18 protein-coding genes, 1 pseudogene and 1 riboswitch are annotated in these 19,853 nt (G+C 52.6%); of the genes and pseudogenes, 10 read left to right on the top strand and 9 right to left on the bottom strand.

Annotation, left to right across the window (positions count from 1 at the left end; all coding sequences use genetic code 11):
- Window positions 1-8 precede the first annotated feature (8 nt).
- The 3 genes from HU175_RS18375 to HU175_RS18365 form a co-directional block, all read right to left on the bottom strand.
- On the bottom strand, window positions 9-1,337 hold the full coding sequence (locus HU175_RS18375) for a TolC family protein (RefSeq protein WP_176567970.1): 1,329 nt from the start codon (window positions 1,335-1,337) through the stop codon (window positions 9-11).
- Window position 1,338: 1 nt separating this feature from the next.
- A complete protein-coding gene (locus HU175_RS18370; protein ID WP_176567969.1) occupies window positions 1,339-1,770 on the bottom strand; it encodes a MarR family winged helix-turn-helix transcriptional regulator in 432 nt (143 codons plus the stop codon).
- 116 nt (window positions 1,771-1,886) lie between these two features.
- Window positions 1,887-2,867, bottom strand: coding sequence for an ion channel (locus HU175_RS18365; protein ID WP_176567968.1), 981 nt, complete (start codon window positions 2,865-2,867; stop codon window positions 1,887-1,889).
- A 128-nt stretch (window positions 2,868-2,995) separates the two neighbouring features.
- On the opposite strand from HU175_RS18365, the gene HU175_RS18360 reads away from it, so the two are divergent.
- The 4 genes from HU175_RS18360 (at window position 2,996) to HU175_RS18345 (ending at window position 6,799) form a co-directional block, all read left to right on the top strand.
- Window positions 2,996-3,988, top strand: coding sequence for a glycosyltransferase family 2 protein (locus HU175_RS18360; protein WP_176567967.1), 993 nt, complete (start codon window positions 2,996-2,998; stop codon window positions 3,986-3,988).
- Window positions 3,946-4,731 (top strand): polysaccharide deacetylase family protein, encoded by a 786-nt coding sequence (locus tag HU175_RS18355; protein WP_176567966.1) that lies wholly within the window; start codon window positions 3,946-3,948, stop codon window positions 4,729-4,731. The genes HU175_RS18360 and HU175_RS18355 overlap by 43 nt, the downstream gene beginning before the upstream one ends.
- Before the next feature lie 45 nt (window positions 4,732-4,776).
- Window positions 4,777-5,946, top strand: coding sequence for a glycosyltransferase family 87 protein (locus HU175_RS18350; RefSeq protein ID WP_176567965.1), 1,170 nt, complete (start codon window positions 4,777-4,779; stop codon window positions 5,944-5,946).
- 151 nt (window positions 5,947-6,097) lie between these two features.
- Window positions 6,098-6,799 carry a class I SAM-dependent methyltransferase gene (locus tag HU175_RS18345; RefSeq protein ID WP_176567964.1) on the top strand — a complete coding sequence of 234 codons (702 nt, stop codon included), beginning with the start codon at window positions 6,098-6,100 and terminating at the stop codon, window positions 6,797-6,799.
- 117 nt (window positions 6,800-6,916) lie between these two features.
- Here HU175_RS18345 and HU175_RS18340 read toward each other — a convergent pair whose 3' ends face one another.
- Window positions 6,917-8,425 carry a glycosyltransferase family 39 protein gene (locus HU175_RS18340; RefSeq protein WP_176567963.1) on the bottom strand — a complete coding sequence of 503 codons (1,509 nt, stop codon included), beginning with the start codon at window positions 8,423-8,425 and terminating at the stop codon, window positions 6,917-6,919.
- A gap of 194 nt (window positions 8,426-8,619) precedes the next feature.
- The gene (locus HU175_RS18335) at window positions 8,620-8,949 is read right to left on the bottom strand and encodes a DUF721 domain-containing protein (protein WP_176567962.1); all 330 of its coding nucleotides are present in this window, start codon (window positions 8,947-8,949) and stop codon (window positions 8,620-8,622) included.
- Between the two features lie 187 nt (window positions 8,950-9,136).
- Window positions 9,137-9,244, top strand: a riboswitch (SAM riboswitch).
- A gap of 227 nt (window positions 9,245-9,471) precedes the next feature.
- Here HU175_RS18335 and metX point away from each other — a divergent pair.
- From metX to HU175_RS18320, 3 genes are all read left to right on the top strand, one after another.
- Window positions 9,472-10,542: a homoserine O-acetyltransferase family protein gene (gene metX, locus HU175_RS18330; RefSeq protein ID WP_176567961.1), complete on the top strand. Its 1,071-nt coding sequence runs from the start codon at window positions 9,472-9,474 to the stop codon at window positions 10,540-10,542.
- Between the two features lie 25 nt (window positions 10,543-10,567).
- On the top strand, window positions 10,568-11,161 hold the full coding sequence (locus HU175_RS18325) for a GDSL-type esterase/lipase family protein (protein ID WP_176567960.1): 594 nt from the start codon (window positions 10,568-10,570) through the stop codon (window positions 11,159-11,161).
- 78 nt (window positions 11,162-11,239) lie between these two features.
- Window positions 11,240-11,968: an esterase family protein gene (locus HU175_RS18320; RefSeq protein WP_176567959.1), complete on the top strand. Its 729-nt coding sequence runs from the start codon at window positions 11,240-11,242 to the stop codon at window positions 11,966-11,968.
- Between the two features lie 123 nt (window positions 11,969-12,091).
- On the opposite strand, the gene HU175_RS18315 is transcribed toward HU175_RS18320, so the two are convergent.
- On the bottom strand, window positions 12,092-13,174 hold the full coding sequence (locus HU175_RS18315; protein WP_176567958.1) for a lipase family protein: 1,083 nt from the start codon (window positions 13,172-13,174) through the stop codon (window positions 12,092-12,094).
- Between the two features lie 130 nt (window positions 13,175-13,304).
- Here HU175_RS18315 and HU175_RS18310 point away from each other — a divergent pair, with 130 nt between their 5' ends.
- Window positions 13,305-13,976 (top strand): hypothetical protein, encoded by a 672-nt coding sequence (locus HU175_RS18310; protein WP_176567957.1) that lies wholly within the window; start codon window positions 13,305-13,307, stop codon window positions 13,974-13,976.
- 39 nt (window positions 13,977-14,015) lie between these two features.
- Here the strand turns inward: HU175_RS18310 and HU175_RS18305 are convergent, their stop codons facing one another.
- The 3 genes from HU175_RS18305 to HU175_RS18295 form a co-directional block, all read right to left on the bottom strand.
- Entirely contained in the window at window positions 14,016-15,224 is a 1,209-nt protein-coding gene (locus tag HU175_RS18305; RefSeq protein ID WP_176567956.1) for an amine oxidase, read from the bottom strand.
- Window positions 15,225-15,364: 140 nt separating this feature from the next.
- Window positions 15,365-16,195 carry a 5'-methylthioadenosine/adenosylhomocysteine nucleosidase gene (locus HU175_RS18300; protein ID WP_176567955.1) on the bottom strand — a complete coding sequence of 277 codons (831 nt, stop codon included), beginning with the start codon at window positions 16,193-16,195 and terminating at the stop codon, window positions 15,365-15,367.
- Between the two features lie 38 nt (window positions 16,196-16,233).
- Window positions 16,234-17,574, bottom strand: coding sequence for an NCS2 family permease (locus HU175_RS18295; protein WP_176567954.1), 1,341 nt, complete (start codon window positions 17,572-17,574; stop codon window positions 16,234-16,236).
- Window positions 17,575-17,771: 197 nt separating this feature from the next.
- On the opposite strand from HU175_RS18295, the gene lysA reads away from it, so the two are divergent.
- Together lysA and HU175_RS18285 are read left to right on the top strand one after the other, a co-directional pair.
- Window positions 17,772-19,037, top strand: a complete 1,266-nt coding sequence (gene lysA / locus HU175_RS18290) for a diaminopimelate decarboxylase (protein WP_176567953.1) — start codon at window positions 17,772-17,774, stop codon at window positions 19,035-19,037.
- 65 nt (window positions 19,038-19,102) lie between these two features.
- Window positions 19,103-19,815: pseudogene (locus HU175_RS18285) on the top strand (YebC/PmpR family DNA-binding transcriptional regulator).
- Window positions 19,816-19,853: the final 38 nt, after the last annotated feature.

The raw sequence follows: 19,853 nt of genomic DNA, 5'->3' as shown, positions 1-19,853 counted from the left end.
GTGAGCGATTAATTCAGATTAGTGCCCGTTGCTTTTAGCAGGCGTTGGTAAGCGAGTTGAGCGTCAACAGTTGCGTTGATGGCGTTGAGCTGAGCTTGGAGCAGGAAACTGTCGGCTTCCAGCAGGTCGGTCGAACCAACCAGGCCGTTGCGGAACCGGGATTCCGTCAGGCGGTAGTTTTCCCGGGCCTGATCGATAGCCGTCCGGATCACATTCTGCTGTTCCAGGGCAAGCTGGTAATTATTGTAGGCGGTCACTACTTCCGACCGGACCTGGTCGTTGATCTGCTGCCCCTGCAGGACCGTTTCGTCGATGGCGGTTTGGGCGCTGTGCAGCCGGCCTTTCAGGTTATACAGCGAACCAATGTTATACGTAATGGCAGCACCTACGTTCCAGGCACTCACGAACGACTGCGCTTCGGGAAGCAGGCGGGCCGATGGATTAATGTAGTTGTAGCCAGCTGATACGCCCAGATGCGGGTACATGGTACTTTTGACGTTACGCAACTGTTCGCCGGAGGCCTGAAACCGTAGGCTGTTCGCCTGGAGTTCGGGACGGGCCTGAACGGCTCGGCCGAGAAAATTGTCCAGCGATTCCAGCGCAGTATTCGGGTTGGTCAGCGTGGTGTCCACGGCTACGGCCTGATCGGTGGGCAGGCCAATCAGCAGGTTGAAATTGTAGAACGCCGTTTGTCGCGCCTTGTCTACCTGTAGTCGACTGAGTTGCAGGTTGTTTTTCTGCAACTGGATCTTCAGGACTTCGTTGGCCGTAACGATACCTTCTTTTTCCAGATTTCGGGCTTCGCGTTCCCGCTCATCGAACTGGCGGATATTCTGCTCAATTACCCCGGCCGATTTGATCAGTTTAACAAGGTTATAATACGCGTCGGTTACGGTATAAACCAGTTCCGAGCGATTACGCTGCGCATCCAAATGACTGGCTTTGGCAAGTAGTTCTGCCGATTTTTCGGCTGATTTCTCCGCAAAGCCGCCAAATACTTCCTTGCTGACCGTAACGCCACCGATGGTTGCGTTGAAGGCTCCCGCCGGAATGCCGAAGAGCGCATTGCCATCGGGACCTTTGATCGAGAACGGGCCCGTCAGGCTGTAGCGCGAATAAGCCAGCGAGGCATTAGCCTGGGGCAGACTCCGGTCTTTGGCTTCCTGCGACCGGGCTTCGGCGGCCTGGGTTCGCGTATCGGCCAGTTTGATGCCTTTATTATTTTGCAGGGCGGTCTGGATGGCTTTGTCAAGCGGCAGGACCGCCGGGGCAGGCTGGGCAGTTACTCCGCCCAGCAGCAAAAGCCAGAGACCAGCCCCAATCACGTGCGTTTTCATTTTATCGATTTCTAATTTTATCCAGGAGTGTATTCAGCGTGTGTACTTCGTCGTCAGTCAGGTGACTGACAATTGATTCAAAATCATTAAAATCGGCGGCTACCTTATCGATAAACTTCTTCGATTCGGTCGTCAGACGCAGATTCACCCGTCGGCGGTTCTGCGGGTCGACCTCCCGAATAATCAGGTTTTTGCTGACCAGCCGATCCGTCAGGCGGGTTACATCGGAGTTTAGCTCGGTCATCCGTTCTTTCACTTCCCCCGCCGATAAACTGTCGGGGTAAACCCCGGCCAGCAGGCGCAACACCACGTATTGCTGCACCGAGAGATCAAAGGGAGCCAGTTTCTGACCAAAATAATTGAAGATGTATCCGTCAGTCTGGTGCAGGTTGCCAATCAGGCGGTGGTATTCGTTACGGTACGTTTTGCTCATGGAATGACTAACTGGGTGCGCAAATGTATAACCAATAGTTGTTTAAACGAGTTTTGTTTAAACACTTGTGTGAGCATTTTAACAGACATTTAATCAGAGGCTAACAGGAGAGCTGATCAGTTGAGAGGGGCGGGGTCCGTATCGTCAAGCTGGTGCAGATCGACCGTAACCTGGCCGGTATGACCCGTGTCGAACATCGGGCGGAATTTGTGTCCCCAGCGAATTTCGCCCGCCCGGTACGAGAATCGAACGTGAACCATCTGCGAAAAGGCATCGTCCAGCGCCCGGAATAAAATTAGAAACTCCGTCTCGGAGTCGGCCAGCGTTTCGGGGGTACTGCCATACAGCGGACTATCTTCCGTGATGGCATGAACGAGGGTCCAGTTGGTGGGGAAGAACGCGACCATGTCCCGCTCCAGTTTAAGCCGGTGATACCGCCGGTAGCGCGTACCGTCGGGCTGCTGCTCGAGCCGTGACAGTGAAACTTCAATCTGCAGATCGATCAACTGGGTGGAGCGCGCGTTAACGATTCGGAACATCCAGCCGTTGGCATCCAGGTAAGGCGCAATGACTGAGTGACTGGAAAAATTGATGTGTGCTTTAGGGCGCGAAAAACGTCCGTACAGTAAACCCGTTGCCAGCGCAAACGACAGCAGGCCCACCATCGACTCGAAGGCCGCAATGGAGCTGGTCAGGAACGTATTGGGCGTAATGTGTCCGTAACCAACCGTGGTCAGGGTCTGGGCGCTAAAAAAGAACGCTTTCCAGAAAGGACCATGAAATATAGCATCGTTCGCACTGGCGAGACTATCGGCCCCACACAGAAGATAGATACCCGCGAACAGCAGATTGGACAGCATATAGAACACGAACACCCAGCCCAGAAACTGGCTCCAGCTCATGACAATGAGCCGGTTGTAGAGGTTAATTCGGTTCCAGAACGATTCGTTGACTCGTTTAACGTTGAAACTCCCATCCTGATTGAGCAGTCGAACCTGCGAACCGGTAATCTTGGTGCCAAAACCAAGATCGGGGCGCTGGGCTTCCTGTTGAATTCGTTTCGTATCGACAGAGATGTGTAGAGGCTGCGATTTCACAACAAAGCAGTTTTTTGTGGGTTAGTATACAGACGGTTTCACTTAATCTATTTATAATCTGAATACTCTTTGAGAGTATAAGTAATTGTACTTAGATTGCATGATATTTCTATGATGTAATGCCCGATATGACCCGTAAAAAAGGTATGATCAGCTTGATTGTACCGGCCTATAACGAAGAGGAAAATTTACCTGTTTTAGTTCATCGCGTCCGGGCGGTGATGAAACCGTACGGTAATTTTGAAATTCTTATTGTCGATGATGGCAGCAGTGACCAGACTCGTTATGTGCTGAGGCAGTTGAGCCAGGAATACGAAGAAGTACGCTTCATTTCGTTCTCGCGAAATTTCGGTCATCAGATGGCCCTTCGGGCCGGTTATGACCACGCCCGGGGCGACGCAGTCATCTGTCTGGACGCTGATCTGCAGCACCCGCCCGAACTGATTCCGACCCTGATTGATAAATGGCGCGAAGGCTACGATGTTGTCTACACGGTACGTCAGGAAGACCCCCGGCTTGCCTGGCATAAACGACTGACGTCTAAGTATTTTTATCGCCTGCTCCGCCGGGTGTCCAACTTGCATCTCGAAGATGGTGCTGCCGATTTCCGGCTCCTCGACCGGAAGGTGGTTGATACGCTTAAGCAGTTTAAGGAAAACGATCTGTTCCTGCGGGGGGCCATTTCCTGGGTTGGGTTCAGGCAGTGCCGGATTCTTTACGAACCAGCCGCCCGCTACGCTGGCCATTCCAAATATTCGCTGAGCAAGATGCTGAAGCTGGCGGCTATGGGTATTACGTCCTTCTCGACCCGGCCCCTCTATCTGTCGGTGCTGCTAGGCTTTATCATGTCACTGTTCGCTACGTTGTTCGGGCTTGAGGTGGTGTACGAAAAGTACTTTACCGACGCGACTGTATCAGGCTGGACCTCGCTGGTCTTACTCAGTGTGCTGATTGGTGGGGTACAATTCATCATGATCGGCATCATTGGTGTATATTTGGGGAAAACGTTCGTCGAGGTAAAACAACGCCCCGCCTACATCATTGGCGACACGGACGAGATTGAGGAGACCGTAACAACATGGGAAAACCCAGCCAACGAATTTTATTCACCGTTGACGTAGAAGAATTTGATACCGCCGTTGAGTTCGGCCACAACATCCCGTTGGATGAACAGGTAGCCGTCTCAACTCGGGGATTAACCTTGCTGGCCGAGCGTTTTGCGGCTGTTGGGACGCCAACAACAATGTTCACGACGGCCAATTACGCCCTGCACGAGCCGGAACTGATCCGGTCGCTGGCCAAAACGCACGAAATCGCGTCGCACGGCTATTATCATACCACCTTTGAGCCAGAAGATCTGCTTAAATCCCGGCTGGCTTTAGAAAAACTGCTGGGAAAACCCGTGACGGGCTTCCGGCGGGCACGCATGGGGTTTGTCGATCCAAACGATGTACAGCAGGCGGGTTACCAGTATAATTCGTCCCTGCATCCAACCTGGTTACCCGGTCGCTACAACCACTGGGGCGAATCCCGACATCCCTTTCGCGAATCAGGCGTCTGGCAGGTACCGGCTTCGGTGACGCCTATGCTACGCCTGCCGTTGTTCTGGCTGAGCCTGAAAAATTTTCCGTTTGCGTATTATAAACAGCTTTGTCGCCAGACGCTGAAAAGCGACGGTTTTCTGAACCTGTACGTGCATCCCTGGGAGTTCACGGACCTGTCGGGGTACGAAAAAATCCCCACCTACGTGCGTCGGCATTCGAAAGACGCATTGCTGGATCGCGTGGAAACGCTGCTGCGTTATCTCAAACCCAGGGGGGAGTTCACAACCATGCACGATTTTGTGCAGCAGCTCCCTGACTAGTCAGCTACTACCCGTCGTCTGTTGTTTTGCTTGCCATTCTATTTCATGCTGACTTTTTTCAAGAAGCCGATCTTCAGCGATTTTCGGTTTATTTTCACCGTCTACGCCCTGGCTGCGTTGCTGATCAGTATCCGGACCGTGTTCGTCCACGACGCTAATAATTACCGGATCTTTTATTTTTCGCTGGAACACCTCATCAACGGGCTGAGCCTGTACAATGTATACCCGGCGCAGTACGAAGACCATTACCACTACGCACCAACGTTTGCGGCTTTTTTCTCCCCGGTTTTCCTGCTGCCGTACTCGGTTGGTCTGTTTCTATGGCATTTTCTGTTCACGGGCGTCTGGGTGTACGCCATTTACCGAATGCCGCTGACCCACCAGCAAAAGGTGTTTGCCTACTGGTTTTCGCTGCACGAGCTGTTTACGTCCATTGCCAACAGCCAGACGAATCCGCTGATCGCGGCTATTCCGCTGTTTGCTTTTCTGTGCTTCGAGAAAAAGCAGTATTTCTGGGCGGCTTTCTTTATCATGCTGGGTTTCAACGTCAAGATTTACAGTCTGGTAGCGGCTGCCCTGTTTCTGCTCTATCCGCAGAAAGGTCGCTTCCTGGCCTATATGGTTGTTTGGGGTATTTTGCTGGCGGTGCTGCCGGTTCTGTACACCTCGTTCGACCGGCTTTACTGGCAGTACGAAATGTGGGTGAGACAACTGTTCATTAAGTCCGACGGGGATAAATGGGCCAATACGTCCATCCACCGGCTGATCCACCTGTTTATTTCGCCGGACATTGCCTCGTCGGTTATTATCGGGCTGGGCGTGGTGCTATTCTGCACGGTGTACGTGCATGTTAAGAAGTTTGAGCTACGTCAGTTTCGGCTGCTGATGATTGCGTCGATCCTGATTTTCCAGGTAATTTTTAACCCCGTGGCCGAGTCGCCAACCTACATTACGGCCGTGACGGGTGTGATGTTCTGGTGGTTCTGCTCACCTAAAACCTGGTTCGATAAAACACTGCTGATCAGTTGCTTTATCCTGACGGTCATGTCGCCGAGCGATCTTTTTCCACGGTACCTGCGCGACGAAATCGTGAAGCCGTACGTGCTGAAAGCGCTGCCCTGCGTGCTGATCTGGTTCCGGGTGATCTACCTGATGCACCAGCCCATGAGCGCAAAAGATACCGTACTGGCAGACAATCAGCTGGTTAACGGATAAAGGTTCATGGACAGGATTACAGGATTTTAACCTTTCCTATTAATCCTGTCCATGAACCTTTATCGACCCGGCGACTGCCGGGCCGCGGCACTAATCCTGTCGAAAACAAAAAAGCTGTCGTTACCTTTGTCCTCCCTTCTTCTGTAACAATATGGCCGAAACCTGGCTTGATTTCTGGCAGCAGGAAAACGAGTTCGACGACTCGATGACTGCCAACTATAATTACTTCCTGGCGCGAGTTGAGCAGTACGTCCCGCTGTCGAAAACACGGCGGGTACTGGACATCGGCTCCGGTCCGGCTAATCTGGAAGACGCCTGGCATGACCGGGTGGCCGAAATTGATGGGATTGACATCTCGAAGCGGTATAACGAAATTGCCCGCGCCAAACACGCTGCCCACCCGAACGTCCGTTTCCACGATCTGGATGCTGACGACTACCTGAACTTTTCGGTTATTGACGGAAAGAAGTTTGATGTGATCATCGTCATGAGCGTAGTGCAATACTACCGTAACGCGGCTGAAGTGGAACAACTGCTGGCCCAGATCAAGAAGGTAGCGGCTCCAGGGGCCAAAGCGCTGATCTGCGACCTGATCGTGGCGGAAGGAATGCTGGGTGACATTGTCAGTATTCTGGGAAAATCGCTTCGACAGGGGCAATTGCTGATGATGCTGAAGCTGCTGTTCAGGCTTCGGTTCTCCTCATACTACACTATTCGGAAAGAGAACGGCTTCCTGGTTATACCTGAGCGGGAGTGGCTGGCAATGTGCAAACGGCAGGGGCTAAACGCCACCTTTCTACCCGAACCCATCACTATGCAGGAAGAGCGCAAAACCCTGATGATTCAGTTTTGAGGGGAGACGTAAGACAAGATATGTAAGATGAAAGAAGATGTTAGATATAAGACGATAGATACCAGCATTGGTCTTTTGTCTTTTCATCTTTCGTCTAACCTCTCTCATCTAACCAGGTTACCAGCGTTCTTCGGCGATCTCTTTGGCAAGTCGGCTGTTGATATCAACGTTGGCCTGCTGAAAGACAAAGATGGTTGTACCACGCTCCCGGGCTAGTGGATTCGTAATGGAATCTGCTACGTAGGCAGTGGCGAATAACGGCCCGGTCTCGTTTATTTCTGTTGCTCGTCCAGCGGATTCTTTGACCCGGATGAGGTGCCTGTACTTTTTGTCAAGCTCAAACCAGTTGATGTAATCAGCGTTGAACGTAACGGCGTTGATGTGCTGCTTCGAGTAATAATTGATCGCTCCGGCCTGCCCGTAATTATCGCAGAGAACCAAGGTTGTCTTTGGATCGCCGAGACGAACGTAAGCCGCATCAACCTTGGCTGCCAGTTCCCGCCAGCCGAGCATATCCGCAAAATCCTGGGGCAGTTCATGGTCCTTACCGTCTTCCCAGCGCAGAAGACCCAGTTTCTGGTAACGCTCGGCATTGCGGGCGATCTCCTGCGGTGTTTTATTCGGAAAAGCGACCCTGTATATCGGAATAAACAGCAGCAGAGGAACGACCAACAAAGCGACCTTCAACCATCTGGTCTGTATAATTACCGAGAGAAACACCGCGCCGAAAGCCACATAAATTGGATAGATGCCGATAGCGTAGTAGCCCTTGGCTCGTAAAAAGGTGAAGGTGGCTAACGTAAAAACAAAGGCAAAAAAGAAAGAGCGGTAGGCCTGGAAGGGCTTGTAAAACAGGAGCCCGTATAAGCCCGCAACGATGACGATCAGGGAGCTGATGAAAAATAAGACCTGCTCTTTCAGAAAATCGGCCCGGTTCACATTGACCAATTGGGTTTTGGCCAGCAATTTCATGTGATGAAAGACGGGGAAGTCGTTCTGGTACTGCCAGATCAGATTAGGTGAAATCAGCAGAAGGCCGACCAGCAGAGCCAGATACACATGCCGGTTTGCCAGGAGTGCGCGCTGTGGCGTCAGCAGCAGAGCCGGAATAAAGCCAATCAGCAGGAAAACAAGGTTATACTTATTCAGAAAGCCAACCGCAAAAACAACCGCAAAGGCGTAAAGCCATCGTTTATCAGTGGACTGGATGTAGTTAATGGCTACGTAATACAGTGTTGTCCAGCCTAACACATCCAGCGAGTTGGGCTGGAACAACTGATTCAGGCGTAGCAGGACAGAAAATAAAATACATGTAGCCGCCAGCACGCAGGCAAACAGACCTCCTTTCAGTGTTTCTACCGTTTTCCAGACTACCAGGATTGTCAACGCGCCGAAGAGGGCCGGGAAAAAGCGAACCAGCAGATCCGATCTGCCGAGCCCACTGATGAATAGGGCAATCCAGGACGTAACCGGTGGGACCGATAAGTATCCCCATGCTAGATGATTCGCCTGATCGAGATGCAGATACTCATCCCGGTGTAAATCGTAGTCTGGGAGAATAAGAAAGTATTGCAGGACGAATTTCGCAACGATAAAGCCTGATAAGATAGCTGATCTTGTTGACATGAGCACGGGCAAGGGGTTAACAGACAGGTAGATACAGGTCAGCACTCAAAACAGCCGGTAAGCTAGCGCAAATTTGAACACCATAAAACGCAACCTGTACCAATGCTTCAAAACTAAAGAAAGACGAAAGCCAAGAGATACCGGTATCTTTTGGCTTTCGTCTTTCTTTTTACGTACCCTATGTCTTTTATCTCCTAGATAAACACGACGTCGTCGATGACGTCGGTGCCCATGTCTTTATTGACGAGCTGAATCAGTTTCTGTTTGGCGTTAACGAGCTCGTTGCGGAGGGGGGCGGAGGCTATCTCAATGAACAGCTTCCGGTCGCGGACGTAGAGCCGGTTGGTGCGGGAGGCAATGCTTTGTCCCATGATACGTCCCCAGAACGCTTCCAGATACGTTTCGTTGAAGCGCGTCTGGAGTTGGTACGCTTTGAGCAACTGCCCGATGGCGTCTTTCAGCGAGGTTGTGCCTGCCATACGAGTGGCGTTCTCACGATTATAACGGTAGGTAGGCTGGCTCATGGTAATGTGATCTTATTGCAAAGGTAAACAACGCGGGCACTTGGCAAGTGGTTAGCAACGGAACATTTTTTTGATTGAGCCAACGGGGAGAAAATAGCCCCTGGGTTTGGTTCTGCGCCGTTTGCCTAGTATACTTGCGGCATCAAGTCAATTCCTGCGCGCCGGTCTTCTTTTGCCGGTGCCAATTGATTTATAAAGAAGCGAGGAGAGATCAGGCTCTGCGAATCGCTGGCAACCTACCACACGGCAAGGTGCTAACTCCTGCCTAAAGCAACCGCTGCGTCCCGGATGAGACGGCGGACTGTTAGGGACTATAAATCGGTTATTCACATGCGCTGTAACAGACAACACCCGTTCCCGGAGGCTTATTAGCACCCCGTCTCACCCCAGCACCGGGAGTGGTCGAGGGGTATCTGCCTACGCATCAGTCTGTTCGCTTATTGATACTGACGCTCAGCGCTTTCCAGTCCTTTATTCAGTCCTCTTTTGCGGGTAAACAGCGTAGCCCGGTAAAGACCCACTATGAATATTTCGTATTTCGACTATAAATATCGTTTCCCCCTGGAATCTGGTGAATACCTGCCGGGTTTCCGACTGGCGTATTCGACACAGGGTACGCTCAATGCCGATGGCTCCAATGTCGTTTGGGTATGTCACGCCCTGACGGGCAACGCCAACGTGAATGACTGGTGGGGGGGCATGATCGGCACCGGAAAATATTTCGACCCGGCCCGCGATTTCATTGTTTGTGCCAACGTACTGGGTTCCTGTTACGGCTCAACGGGGCCGCTGTCAGATAATCCGGAGACGGGCAAACCCTTTTACCATGACTTCCCGTCGGTCACCATCCGCGATATGGTAGGCGCCCTGGATCTGCTGCGGCAGGAGCTAGGCATCGAAAAAATTCAGACCTGCATTGGCGGCTCGGTAGGCGGGGAGCAGGCGGCCGAGTGGGCCATTCTGCACCCCAGTCTGATCGACAACCTGATCCTGATCGCCAGCAGTGCCGTTGCCTCACCCTGGAGTATCGCCTTCAACGAAGCCCAGCGGATGGCTATCGAAGCCGACCCGACCTGGCGCGAAAAACGCGACGATGCCGGTGCAAATGGCATGAAAGCGGCCCGGGCGATGGCGATGATCTCCTACCGGAACTACGATACGTACGGGTTTACGCAGGCACTCGATAACAATGAGCAACTGGATGACTTCAAAGCGGCCGGTTACCAGCGGTATCAGGGTGAAAAAATCGCCGACCGATTCAATGCCTTTACGTACTGGGTGCTGTCGAAGGTGATGGATTCGCACAACGTTGGGCGAAACCGGGGCAGTATCCTGAACGCGCTGGGTCAGATTAAAGCCCGGACGCTGGTGGTGGGTATCCGCTCGGATCTGCTGTTCCCGCCCACCGAGCAGCAGTTCCTGGCCCGTCATATTCCCGACGCCGTTTACGAAGAGATTGATTCCCTGTATGGGCACGATGGCTTTCTGATCGAATTCCGTCCCCTCGCCAATCTGATACGCCGGTGGATGACAAATGTTGCCGCGCAAAATAAACCTGTTCCCGATACGCCGGTTAATAAGGTAACGAATTAGACAAACCGCGCCCGCAAAATACCGTATGCACTGGTACGATAACGAAGTTCAACAACTCGAAACGAAGATAAAGCAACTGCCGCCCGCTGATGATCGGGTGGTTTTTTACGGAAGTTCATCCATCCGGCTCTGGAAAACCCTGGCCGCCGATTTTCCCGAACAGAATACCGTAAACCTGGGCTTTGGCGGCTCGACACTGGCCGCCTGCGCCTGGTTTTTTGAGCGCCTAGTCGTGCCCGCTAATCCTAAAGCCGTTGTCTTTTACGCTGGTGATAATGATCTGGGTGACAGTCGATTACCGGAGGAAGTATTCCTGTTTTTTCGGGCCCTAGCCGAACAGATGCGCCAGCGATTGCCGGGTGTTCCACTTGCTTACCTGACCATCAAAATCAGCCCCGCCCGCTGGCGCCTGGCCGAGTCCATTCGGCTGGCCAATAAATTTGTCAGCCAAGAAATCAGCCATTATCCCGACTGGCAGGCAATTGACATGACAGCACCCCTGCTGGATGGCAACGGACGCCCCCGCCGGGAACTGTTTGAAGCCGACGGACTGCACCTAAACCCGGAAGGGTATCTGGTCTGGAAGAAGGCGCTTCAGGACCAGATACGCATTTTTTAATGATTTCTTTACGCACTCCTGTGTACGGCTTATGCCTTTGTGTTCCAACTTCGTTTGACGTTATGAAGTGAGTTGTTTATGCAGCGTACGTATCACAAATGGTTCAGCCCGCATCTGGATCGGGATATGGAATTGCTTGTTTTCGGACATGCCGGAACAAGAGTCCTGGTTTTCCCGACCCGGCGGGGACGGTTCTACGAATACGAAGATTTTGGGCTGGTGCAGACGTTGGCCGAAAAAATAGAAAAAGGCTGGTTGCAGCTCTATTGTGTGGATAGCATCGACCGCGAAAGTATCTACAACCGGCACATTCATCCTTATCACCGCATCCGGCGGCATGAGCAGTACGAAGCCTATATACTGAATGAAGTAATTCCACTGTCGCAGCAGCTCAATCCCCATCCCTTTCTGATTTCACACGGCTGTAGCCTGGGAGCCTACCATGCGATGAACATTGCGTTGCGTCACCCGCAACAGTTTGGTAAGGTGGTGGCCCTGAGCGGCCGGTACGCCCTCTCGGAGCCCATTGCCGAGTTCAGAAGTCTATTCGACGATTATTACGACGAAGATATCTACTACAACAGCCCCAACCATTTTCTTCCCAATCTGTCTGATCCGGACCTGCTTGACCAGCTTCGGAAACTGGAGTTTGTCATGACCATTGGTAACGAAGACCCGTTTCTGGACAGTAACGTTCAGCTCTGCGAGGGCCTGCGTGCCAAAGGTATTCCCCATGAACTCCACATCTGGCAGGGCCGCGCCCACCAGGTCGAGGATTGGAAGAAGATGGTGGAGATATATTTATAAAAGAAGAGGAAAGGGAGGAGGGGGAACAAGGAGAAGGGGGAACAAGGAGAAGGGGTTGAGTTGCCGTAAAGGCTGAGGTTGGCATTTCTTGTTCCATTCTCCATTTCCTTCTTTCTCCATTTTTTACTTCATCTTCTCCGCCAGATATATGTACGGGCTTAGCAGATGGTGGGCGAAAATGTTTGTTTTGCTGTCGGGAAATTTCTGGTAGTAGGTTTCGTCGCCGAGCAGAACGATGGTCGTACCCGTGCGGACGTAATGACTGGACTGGAAGAAGGTTGGAGGAATATATTCCTTCAGGTTATTTTTAACGTAACGTCCGGCAAACTTGCCCAGGTACTTCTGGTAATTGTTCCGGGCTTTACGGGCGGGTTTCGAGAGTTGATTGAACACGTATTTCAGCGCCAGGTTCTTGGGAAACTTCTGCTTTTTCAGGGCTTCGGGCAGATTGGAAAACGGGTTCGTATTGCTGAAATCGTCCAGCGTCTGAATCGTAATGGGCGTTTCAGGCACCCAATCGGCAGCATTGACGACGTTGAGGCCCCAGCCACCGGTCGTCTGGGCTTCGTATTCATAGGCATAGTACAGATTACCAGGCTTGGGGGCCGCACTACAATACGTTTTAAACTGAACACCAGCCGGAATTTTTCCGGTTCGCTGCAGCTGCCTCAGGTGTGAGGTAAGCAGAAACGCAATAGCTCCCCCCTGACTATGGCCCAGTACGTACACGTTTTTGACACCGGCTCTGACGCAGGAATCGAGTTTAGGTAGAATATCCTGCGTCAGAAAAGCCGTACCAATCAGCCAGCCGATGTGCACGGCAGCTCTTGGGTTCTGCGCCAGTTCATAGTCGAACTGGTAGTTGTTCGTCAGGGTAAGCTGCCCTTTGGCGGGGACCATGGCCGCGTAAAAGTTCTCCAGCCAGCCCACAGGGTTTAGCGTTGTTCCGCGGATACTGAGTATCGCTACTGAGTCAGTGCTTGTCCACAGATCCCACCGGTTATCCAGCCCGACAATGGGCGACCGATACACGAACTTGAACCGGGTCGGAGGGGGGATCACATTGGCCGGAATGGTATCAACCTGTTTGGCAAATACGCGCATCAGTTCAATGTATTCGGCCTTGTCGAACCCCGGCTTTAGTTTTTGGCCAAACAGCAGTGTGGGTACCAGTAGAAAAATTAGTAAATAGGGGGAGAGTTTCATAAAGCACGGAGAGAAAATGATGCTGCCAATAAAGAAATGACGGCCTGAAATTAAGTAAAGAACGCTGAGTATCAGGTGCCAGACAGCGCATCTTTCTAAAGAACTACTGTTTAATACTATTCATACCCTCATGCTGCAAACTCTTTTACTTCCCCTGCTGCTCTATCTGGAACCGCCAACAAGCGAACTGAATTTCGGTCAAAGCCAGCCTGTAGCGGTCTATCTGCATCGTTCGTTCCGCGATGGGCTCGTTACGTTCCGCAACGGGTCCCGACAACGAGCCAGAATGAACTACAACTGTGCACTGGCTAAGCTGGTATTTATCAGCGATCAGGGCGATACGCTTCAGCTGACGAACAAAATCTTTATCCGGCACGTACTAATCGATGACAAACGATACCTGCCTGGGAAACGCGATGGAGATGATGACCTGGAAATAATAGCGACGTACCCGGAACTTCGGTTAGCCAGGGCTGTAAAGGTATTCGTTTACGGAAATGGCTCTAATGCATCCAGCCAACAACTCAAAACCGACTCAACGAGTACGGTACCCAACAGCCTGCTTATAGCGAGCCAGGGGAACGAGTTTATGTGGCAGAATAATGCATCGGCCCAGGTAATACGCCAGAAGTCCTTGCTGTACGTTGTCGATAATAACGATCGAATGTACTGGGCATCGTATCGCAGTTTGACCCGATTGCTGCGTGGCAAGAAGAAGGAGATAGATCGGTATCTGGACAGGACGACGGTTAATTTCGAAGACGCTGAACAGGTAAAAACCCTGCTTAAGTCGGTATACTGATGAACATCAATTCAGTATCCTTTTAAGCAGGGTTCGCTATTACGGCACCAGTAGGTCACTGGCGGGTTTAACCGGGGTTGTTAGTGCATCTGTGACTGTTTGCTGGGCTTTCAGCAACGATTGGGCGTAAGGCTCGGCCAGGATACGACCCGGAGGACTAACACTCAGATCGGCATCCCAAAGTCCGGAATGGTGCCAGCGGTCCAGGTGATCCCAATCTGGTCGGTCAACGATAGGATAGAGACAGACCCCCCAGAGTGGGACGCCTTCCCGGAGCACAGCCGCGCACTCACGCCCGATCATGTCGATCCAGCCGGGACGGTCAACGCCAGGGTGACTTGTTTCCGTCAGGACAATAGGTTTTTCGTACCGCCGGTACGCCTTCATCAGCAATTGCCGGAATGGTACCCAGCGCGGATCCGGAATGGCGTCGGCCCAACCCAGGAACGTACCTGTTTTATTGACCCACTGGTTGTTGTAGTAATAATTGAAACCGAGTATGTCGAGGTAATCGGGAGAGCCGCCCAAGTCGGAAGAAATGTAACCCGCCAGCATATCGACCGACTGAAACTGGTTTTCATCGGCGATCGCGGCATCCATGATTTCCTTCTCGGTGGCAAACGTTGGCGGAACCATATGAACCAGCGGCTCCGTCGTCAGTATCCGAACGCGGGGATCTATCTCACGCATGGCGGCTACACCTTCAATATAGGCCCGCATCAGTCCCCGTTTCACTTCCCAGCCCTGTCTGGTGCAATACGGCGACGTACCGCGGGCATCTCCGCCCAGCCAGGAAATAAAACTTACTTCGTTGATGGGCGTAACGATTAACGTATCATCGGGATAACGGTCGCGGTAGAAACGAACAAACGCCCGGCAAAGGGCCGCAAATCGGCGGGCAAACATCGGATGCAGGGGCGTCAGATCGTCGGGGTAGCCGAAGTGGCACAAGTCCCAAACCTGCTGAATACCCTGGCGTTTGCCTTCAGTCAGCATCGTTTCGACAACCGACCAGTCGTATTGGTAAGCTGTCTTTTCGATCTGGCTCCAGCGGATACCTTCCCGTACCGTTTTTATCGAAAACGGGCCAAGGTCTTGGTAATCCTGCTGAAGCAGCTGTAAATGACCAGTTAAGGGGAGAAAGTCAACCCGATTTCCGAAGCAGTTGAGTTGGTCGGTACATTCGTAACCGGCCCACCAGAACGATTGAAATGGATTGGTCGCTTGTGTTGGTGACGTATCAGTCATTAAGGATAAAGCCTGCGGGCTAAACGAGTATAGGGGGGCAATATGAAGAAAAAGCCAGTCTATTCGGTAGTTGATTCGCTTTTTCCGGTAAAAAGAAGAAACTAAAAAGAGAAGCTGACTACCAACTCAGCCAACGAAGTTTATAACGCCCGCACAATTGCCAATACTAGTTTGGCCGAATTTCGGGCGGCAACGGGGTAGAATTTATCGTAGGCAATGTGCGCTTCGGCGTCGGCGCGGTCGCTCAGACTACGAATAATGAGGTGCGGCACGTTGATCTGATAGCAGACCTGCGCCACGGCGGCCCCTTCCATTTCGGTAGCGTCGGCCTGGAAATCTGCCCGTAGCGTTTTCCCTTTTTCGGCCGAGGCAATGAACGCATCGCCCGTCACGATGGTCCCCGTAATGACCTGAACCGGCCGGTCTGATACACCACCGGACGCCAGCGGAATCCCTTCGAGCGTAACTGTTTTAGCCGTGCGCTGAGCCAGCGATAATAGATTAGAATCGGCCGGAAAATACATCGGGTTGAATTCGTAACTGAGCGCGTTGCGGGTCTGACGCGTAGGCTGGCTCTTGTCGGTGATGGACACGTAATCGTGGTGGGCCGTTCGCTGGCCAATCACAATATCACCGGGTTGCAGTTCGGGGTTGGTCCCCCCCGCAATACCGGTAAACAGCACCCGCTCCGGATGAAAATGTTCGAGCAGCAGCGCGGTTGTCATTGCCGCGTTGACCTTGCCGATACCCGTTTCGGCAACAACCACCCGTTGTTTGCCCAGCATACCCGTCGTGAACTTGACGCCGTCAACCAGGACCGTTTTGGGCTTTTTCAGGCTTTGACGCACTAAGGTAACTTCCGCACCAAAGGCACCCAGCAAGCCGGTGATTGGCCGGGATTTGTACGTTTGTGCCGTCAGGGCCTGCGAAATTGTAATAAAGAGGAACGACGTAATAAGTAGTTTTTTCATAAATCAGGTTAGCCGGACAAGCCGACGTAAAAAGAAACTCAGTGACCGGCTACCAGCGCCAGTAGGCAAAACGCATCCACGATCCAGAGGCCCAGCGGCACTTCCTGCCGTTTACCGACGGCGACTTTAATAACTGTCCACGACAGAAATCCCCAGATGAGGCCCTGCGTGATTGAGTAACTAAAGGGAATCAGCACCAGCGCCAGGAACGCGGGGAGCGCATCGTCCAGTTGCTCCCAGTTGATGCGGGTAACGGGCTTCATCATAAAAGCGCCGACTAGCACCAGCGCCGGAGCCGTGGCAATCGACGGAATCACCGACAGGAGAGGGGATAAAAACAGAAAGGGCAGAAAGCAGCACCCGGCTACGATAGCCGTCAGGCCCGTACGTCCTCCCTGCGCGATACCCACCGCCGATTCGATGTAGGACGTACCGGGGCTGGTGCCCACCAGCCCCGCCAGAGCCGTCGCTACGGCATCGGTCAGCATGGACTGGCTCAGATTGCGGGGCTGCCCGGCGGTGGGGCCGGTTTTGTCGTAAAGATTTCCGGCTTCGGCCACGCCAACAAAGGTAGATAGACTGTCGAAGAGATCGGTAAAGGCAAAGGCAAAAATAACGGGCCAGAGTGACCACTGCAGCGACCCAACTAGGTCTAGCGCGCCCAGCAGACTGAAATCCGGGGCCGCCCAGATTCCCTGAAAGTTGACCAGCGTTTTTTGCCCCAGGTTGATGGCCGACGCATCGCCCCAGTACCGGCCAATAGGCCAGGCCGCCAGTGTGGTCAGCGTAATACCGATGATAATGGCTCCCTGTACGTTTCGTACGACCAGTACACTCGTCAGCAGGAGGCCAAATACAAACGTCAAGACAATCGGGTCGGTTAGCGAAGCCACACCGACCAACGTAGCGGGATTGGCGATAATGAACCGGGCATTTTCAAAACCGATGAGCGTAATAAACAAGCCAATCCCAGCCGAAACAGCGTACCGCAGCGGTTGGGGAATTGCCTTGACAATGGCCGTTCGCACGTTGCCGAGCGACAGCAGCAGAAACAAAACGCCCGCCCAAAAAACAGCGCCCAGGGCTACCTCGGGCCGGATGCCCATGCCCTTAACGGCGGTAAACGTGAAGAAAGCATTCAGACCCATACCAGGCGCTACGACGATGGGGTTGCGGGCGTAAAGGCCCATCATCAGGCTACAGAAAAAAGACAGCAGTACAGTCGCGGTCAGCACCCCGCCGAAGGGTAGCCCCGTCTGGCTCAGGATAGCCGGATTAACGACGATGATGTACATCGTAGCCAGGAAAGTCGATATACCGGCCAGGACTTCGGTACGACGGGATGGTGAGGATGAAGCGGTGAGCGTATCAGTGGGCATGAGGACAAAGAACGGCAATCGACAGGATTACAGGATTGGCACGGTTGAAAAAAAAGGTTGAAAACCGTCCGGTAGCGTACGAGTTTGATAGGATTACAAGGCAAAACGAAACGTAAAATCCGGCTAATCCGGTAATCCTGTCAAAGCATTACACGACAACGCTGAAAGCCGTATATTTGCCTCCTAATTCGTAAGGAATGCAGCTGGATAATCAACACTATACGATTCAGGGAGTCGACGTGCTGGGCATCGCCGAACAGTTTGGCCTGCCGCTGTACGTATATGATGCCGATAAGATCATTGAGAAAATTGCGTTGCTCCGCTCGTCGTTCAGCGGGGTCAACCTGAAGATAAAATACGCGGCCAAGGCGCTGACCAACGTATCGATTCTGAAGCTGATGCACCAGCAGGGTATCGAAATGGATTCGGTGTCGGTAAACGAAGCCCGGATGGGGATGCTGGCGGGTTTTACACCTGGCCAGATCATGTTTACGCCCAGTGGCGTATCATTCGAGGAAATTCGCGAAGCCATCGAACTGGGCCTGCAACTGAATGTCGATAGTCTGCCGCTGCTCGAGTGGGTAGGGGAGAATTACGGTTCGTCAGTGCCGGTGAGCATCCGGATCAATCCGCACATTGAAGAGGGCGGCAACATCAAAATTTCGACCGGTCACGCCGATTCCAAGTTTGGTATTTCAATCCTGCAGCGCGACGACATTCGGGCGCTGGTTGATCAGCACCAGATATCGGTGGTGGGCCTGCACGTACACACAGGTTCCGACTTTAAGAACGCCAACGCCTTCCTGCGCGGGGCCGAGGTGCTGTTTGAACTGGCTAGTGATTATCCTGATCTGAAGTTTATCGACTTCGGTAGCGGGTTCAAGGTGGCTTACAAAGCCGGTGACCACGTAACGGACATCGTCGATCTGGGCGCTAAGGTATCGGCTGCGTTTCAGGAGTTCTGCCAACGCTACGGCCGGGAGCTGGAACTCTGGTTCGAGCCAGGTAAATTTCTGGTGAGTGAGTGCGGACACCTGCTGGTGAAAACCAACATCGTTAAGGAAAATCCGGCGCGGACGTTCGTAGCGGTCGATTCGGGCCTGAATCACCTGATCCGGCCGATGATGTACGACTCTTATCACGACATCAAGAACGTATCGAACCCGACTGGTCCCGAGCAGGTCTACACCGTCGTGGGCTACATCTGCGAGACCGATACGTTCGCAACTGATCGGTCCCTGCCTGAGGTTCGTCCCAACGACGTACTGTCGTTCGAGAACGGGGGTGCCTATGGGTTCAGTATGGCGTCGAACTACAATGCCCGTTTCCGTCCGGCCGAAGTTCTGGTGTACAGCGGTACGCCTTACCTGATCCGGCAGCGGGATACGTTCGAGGATCTGATGCGCGGTCAGGACGTACTGGATTTTGCGAAAATTAGCAATCAACTCGTTAATGCCGAGTAACTTCCGACAGATTAGGTCTTGTCCGGAAGTTACCTGGTGCAATACATTTATCGTTACATACAACTATGGGACGCGCGTTTGAATACCGGAAAGCCCGGAAAATGAAACGGTGGGGGCAAATGGCAAAGACCTTCACCCGCATTGGTAAAGACATTGTGATGGCCGTGAAAAGCGGTGGTCCTGATCCCGATTCCAACGGGCGGCTGCGGGCGATCATCCAGAACGCCAAAGCGGCTAACATGCCGAAAGAAAACGTAGAACGGGCGATCAAAAAAGCTTCGTCGAAGGAGCAGGAGGACTACAAAGAGATCGTGTATGAAGCCTATGCCCCCACGGCATCGCGCTCGTGATTGAAACAGCTACCGACAACCACAACCGGACGGTGGCCAACGTGCGCAGTTACCTGAACAAACTGGGTGGCAGCCTGGGTACGCAGGGAATGCTCGATTTCATGTTCGACCGGAAATCAGTATTCCGGATTCCGGCGGAAGGCGTCGACCAGGAAGAACTGGAACTGGAATTGATTGATATTGGTGGTGACGAGATCGAATACGATGAAGAAACGGAGCAGTTCGTTATCTACGGCGAATTCACGGCTTTCGGGGCAATTCAGAAATTTCTCGAAGAAAAAGGCTACGAGATCAAACAGGCCGAATTCGAGCGGATCCCGAACGACTATAAAGAGCTAACCGACGACGAAGTCGCCGACGTTGAAAAACTCATCGAACGTATCGAAGAGGACGACGACGTTCAGATGGTGTATCATAACATGAAATAGGAACAAGGAGGGAAAGGGGACAAGGAGAAAGGACGTAT

Source organism: Spirosoma sp. KUDC1026 (genome assembly GCF_013375035.1).
GTDB lineage: Bacteria > Bacteroidota > Bacteroidia > Cytophagales > Spirosomataceae > Spirosoma.
Note: the sequence above shows the minus strand (reverse complement) of the source record. Positions and strands in the feature narration are given on the sequence as shown.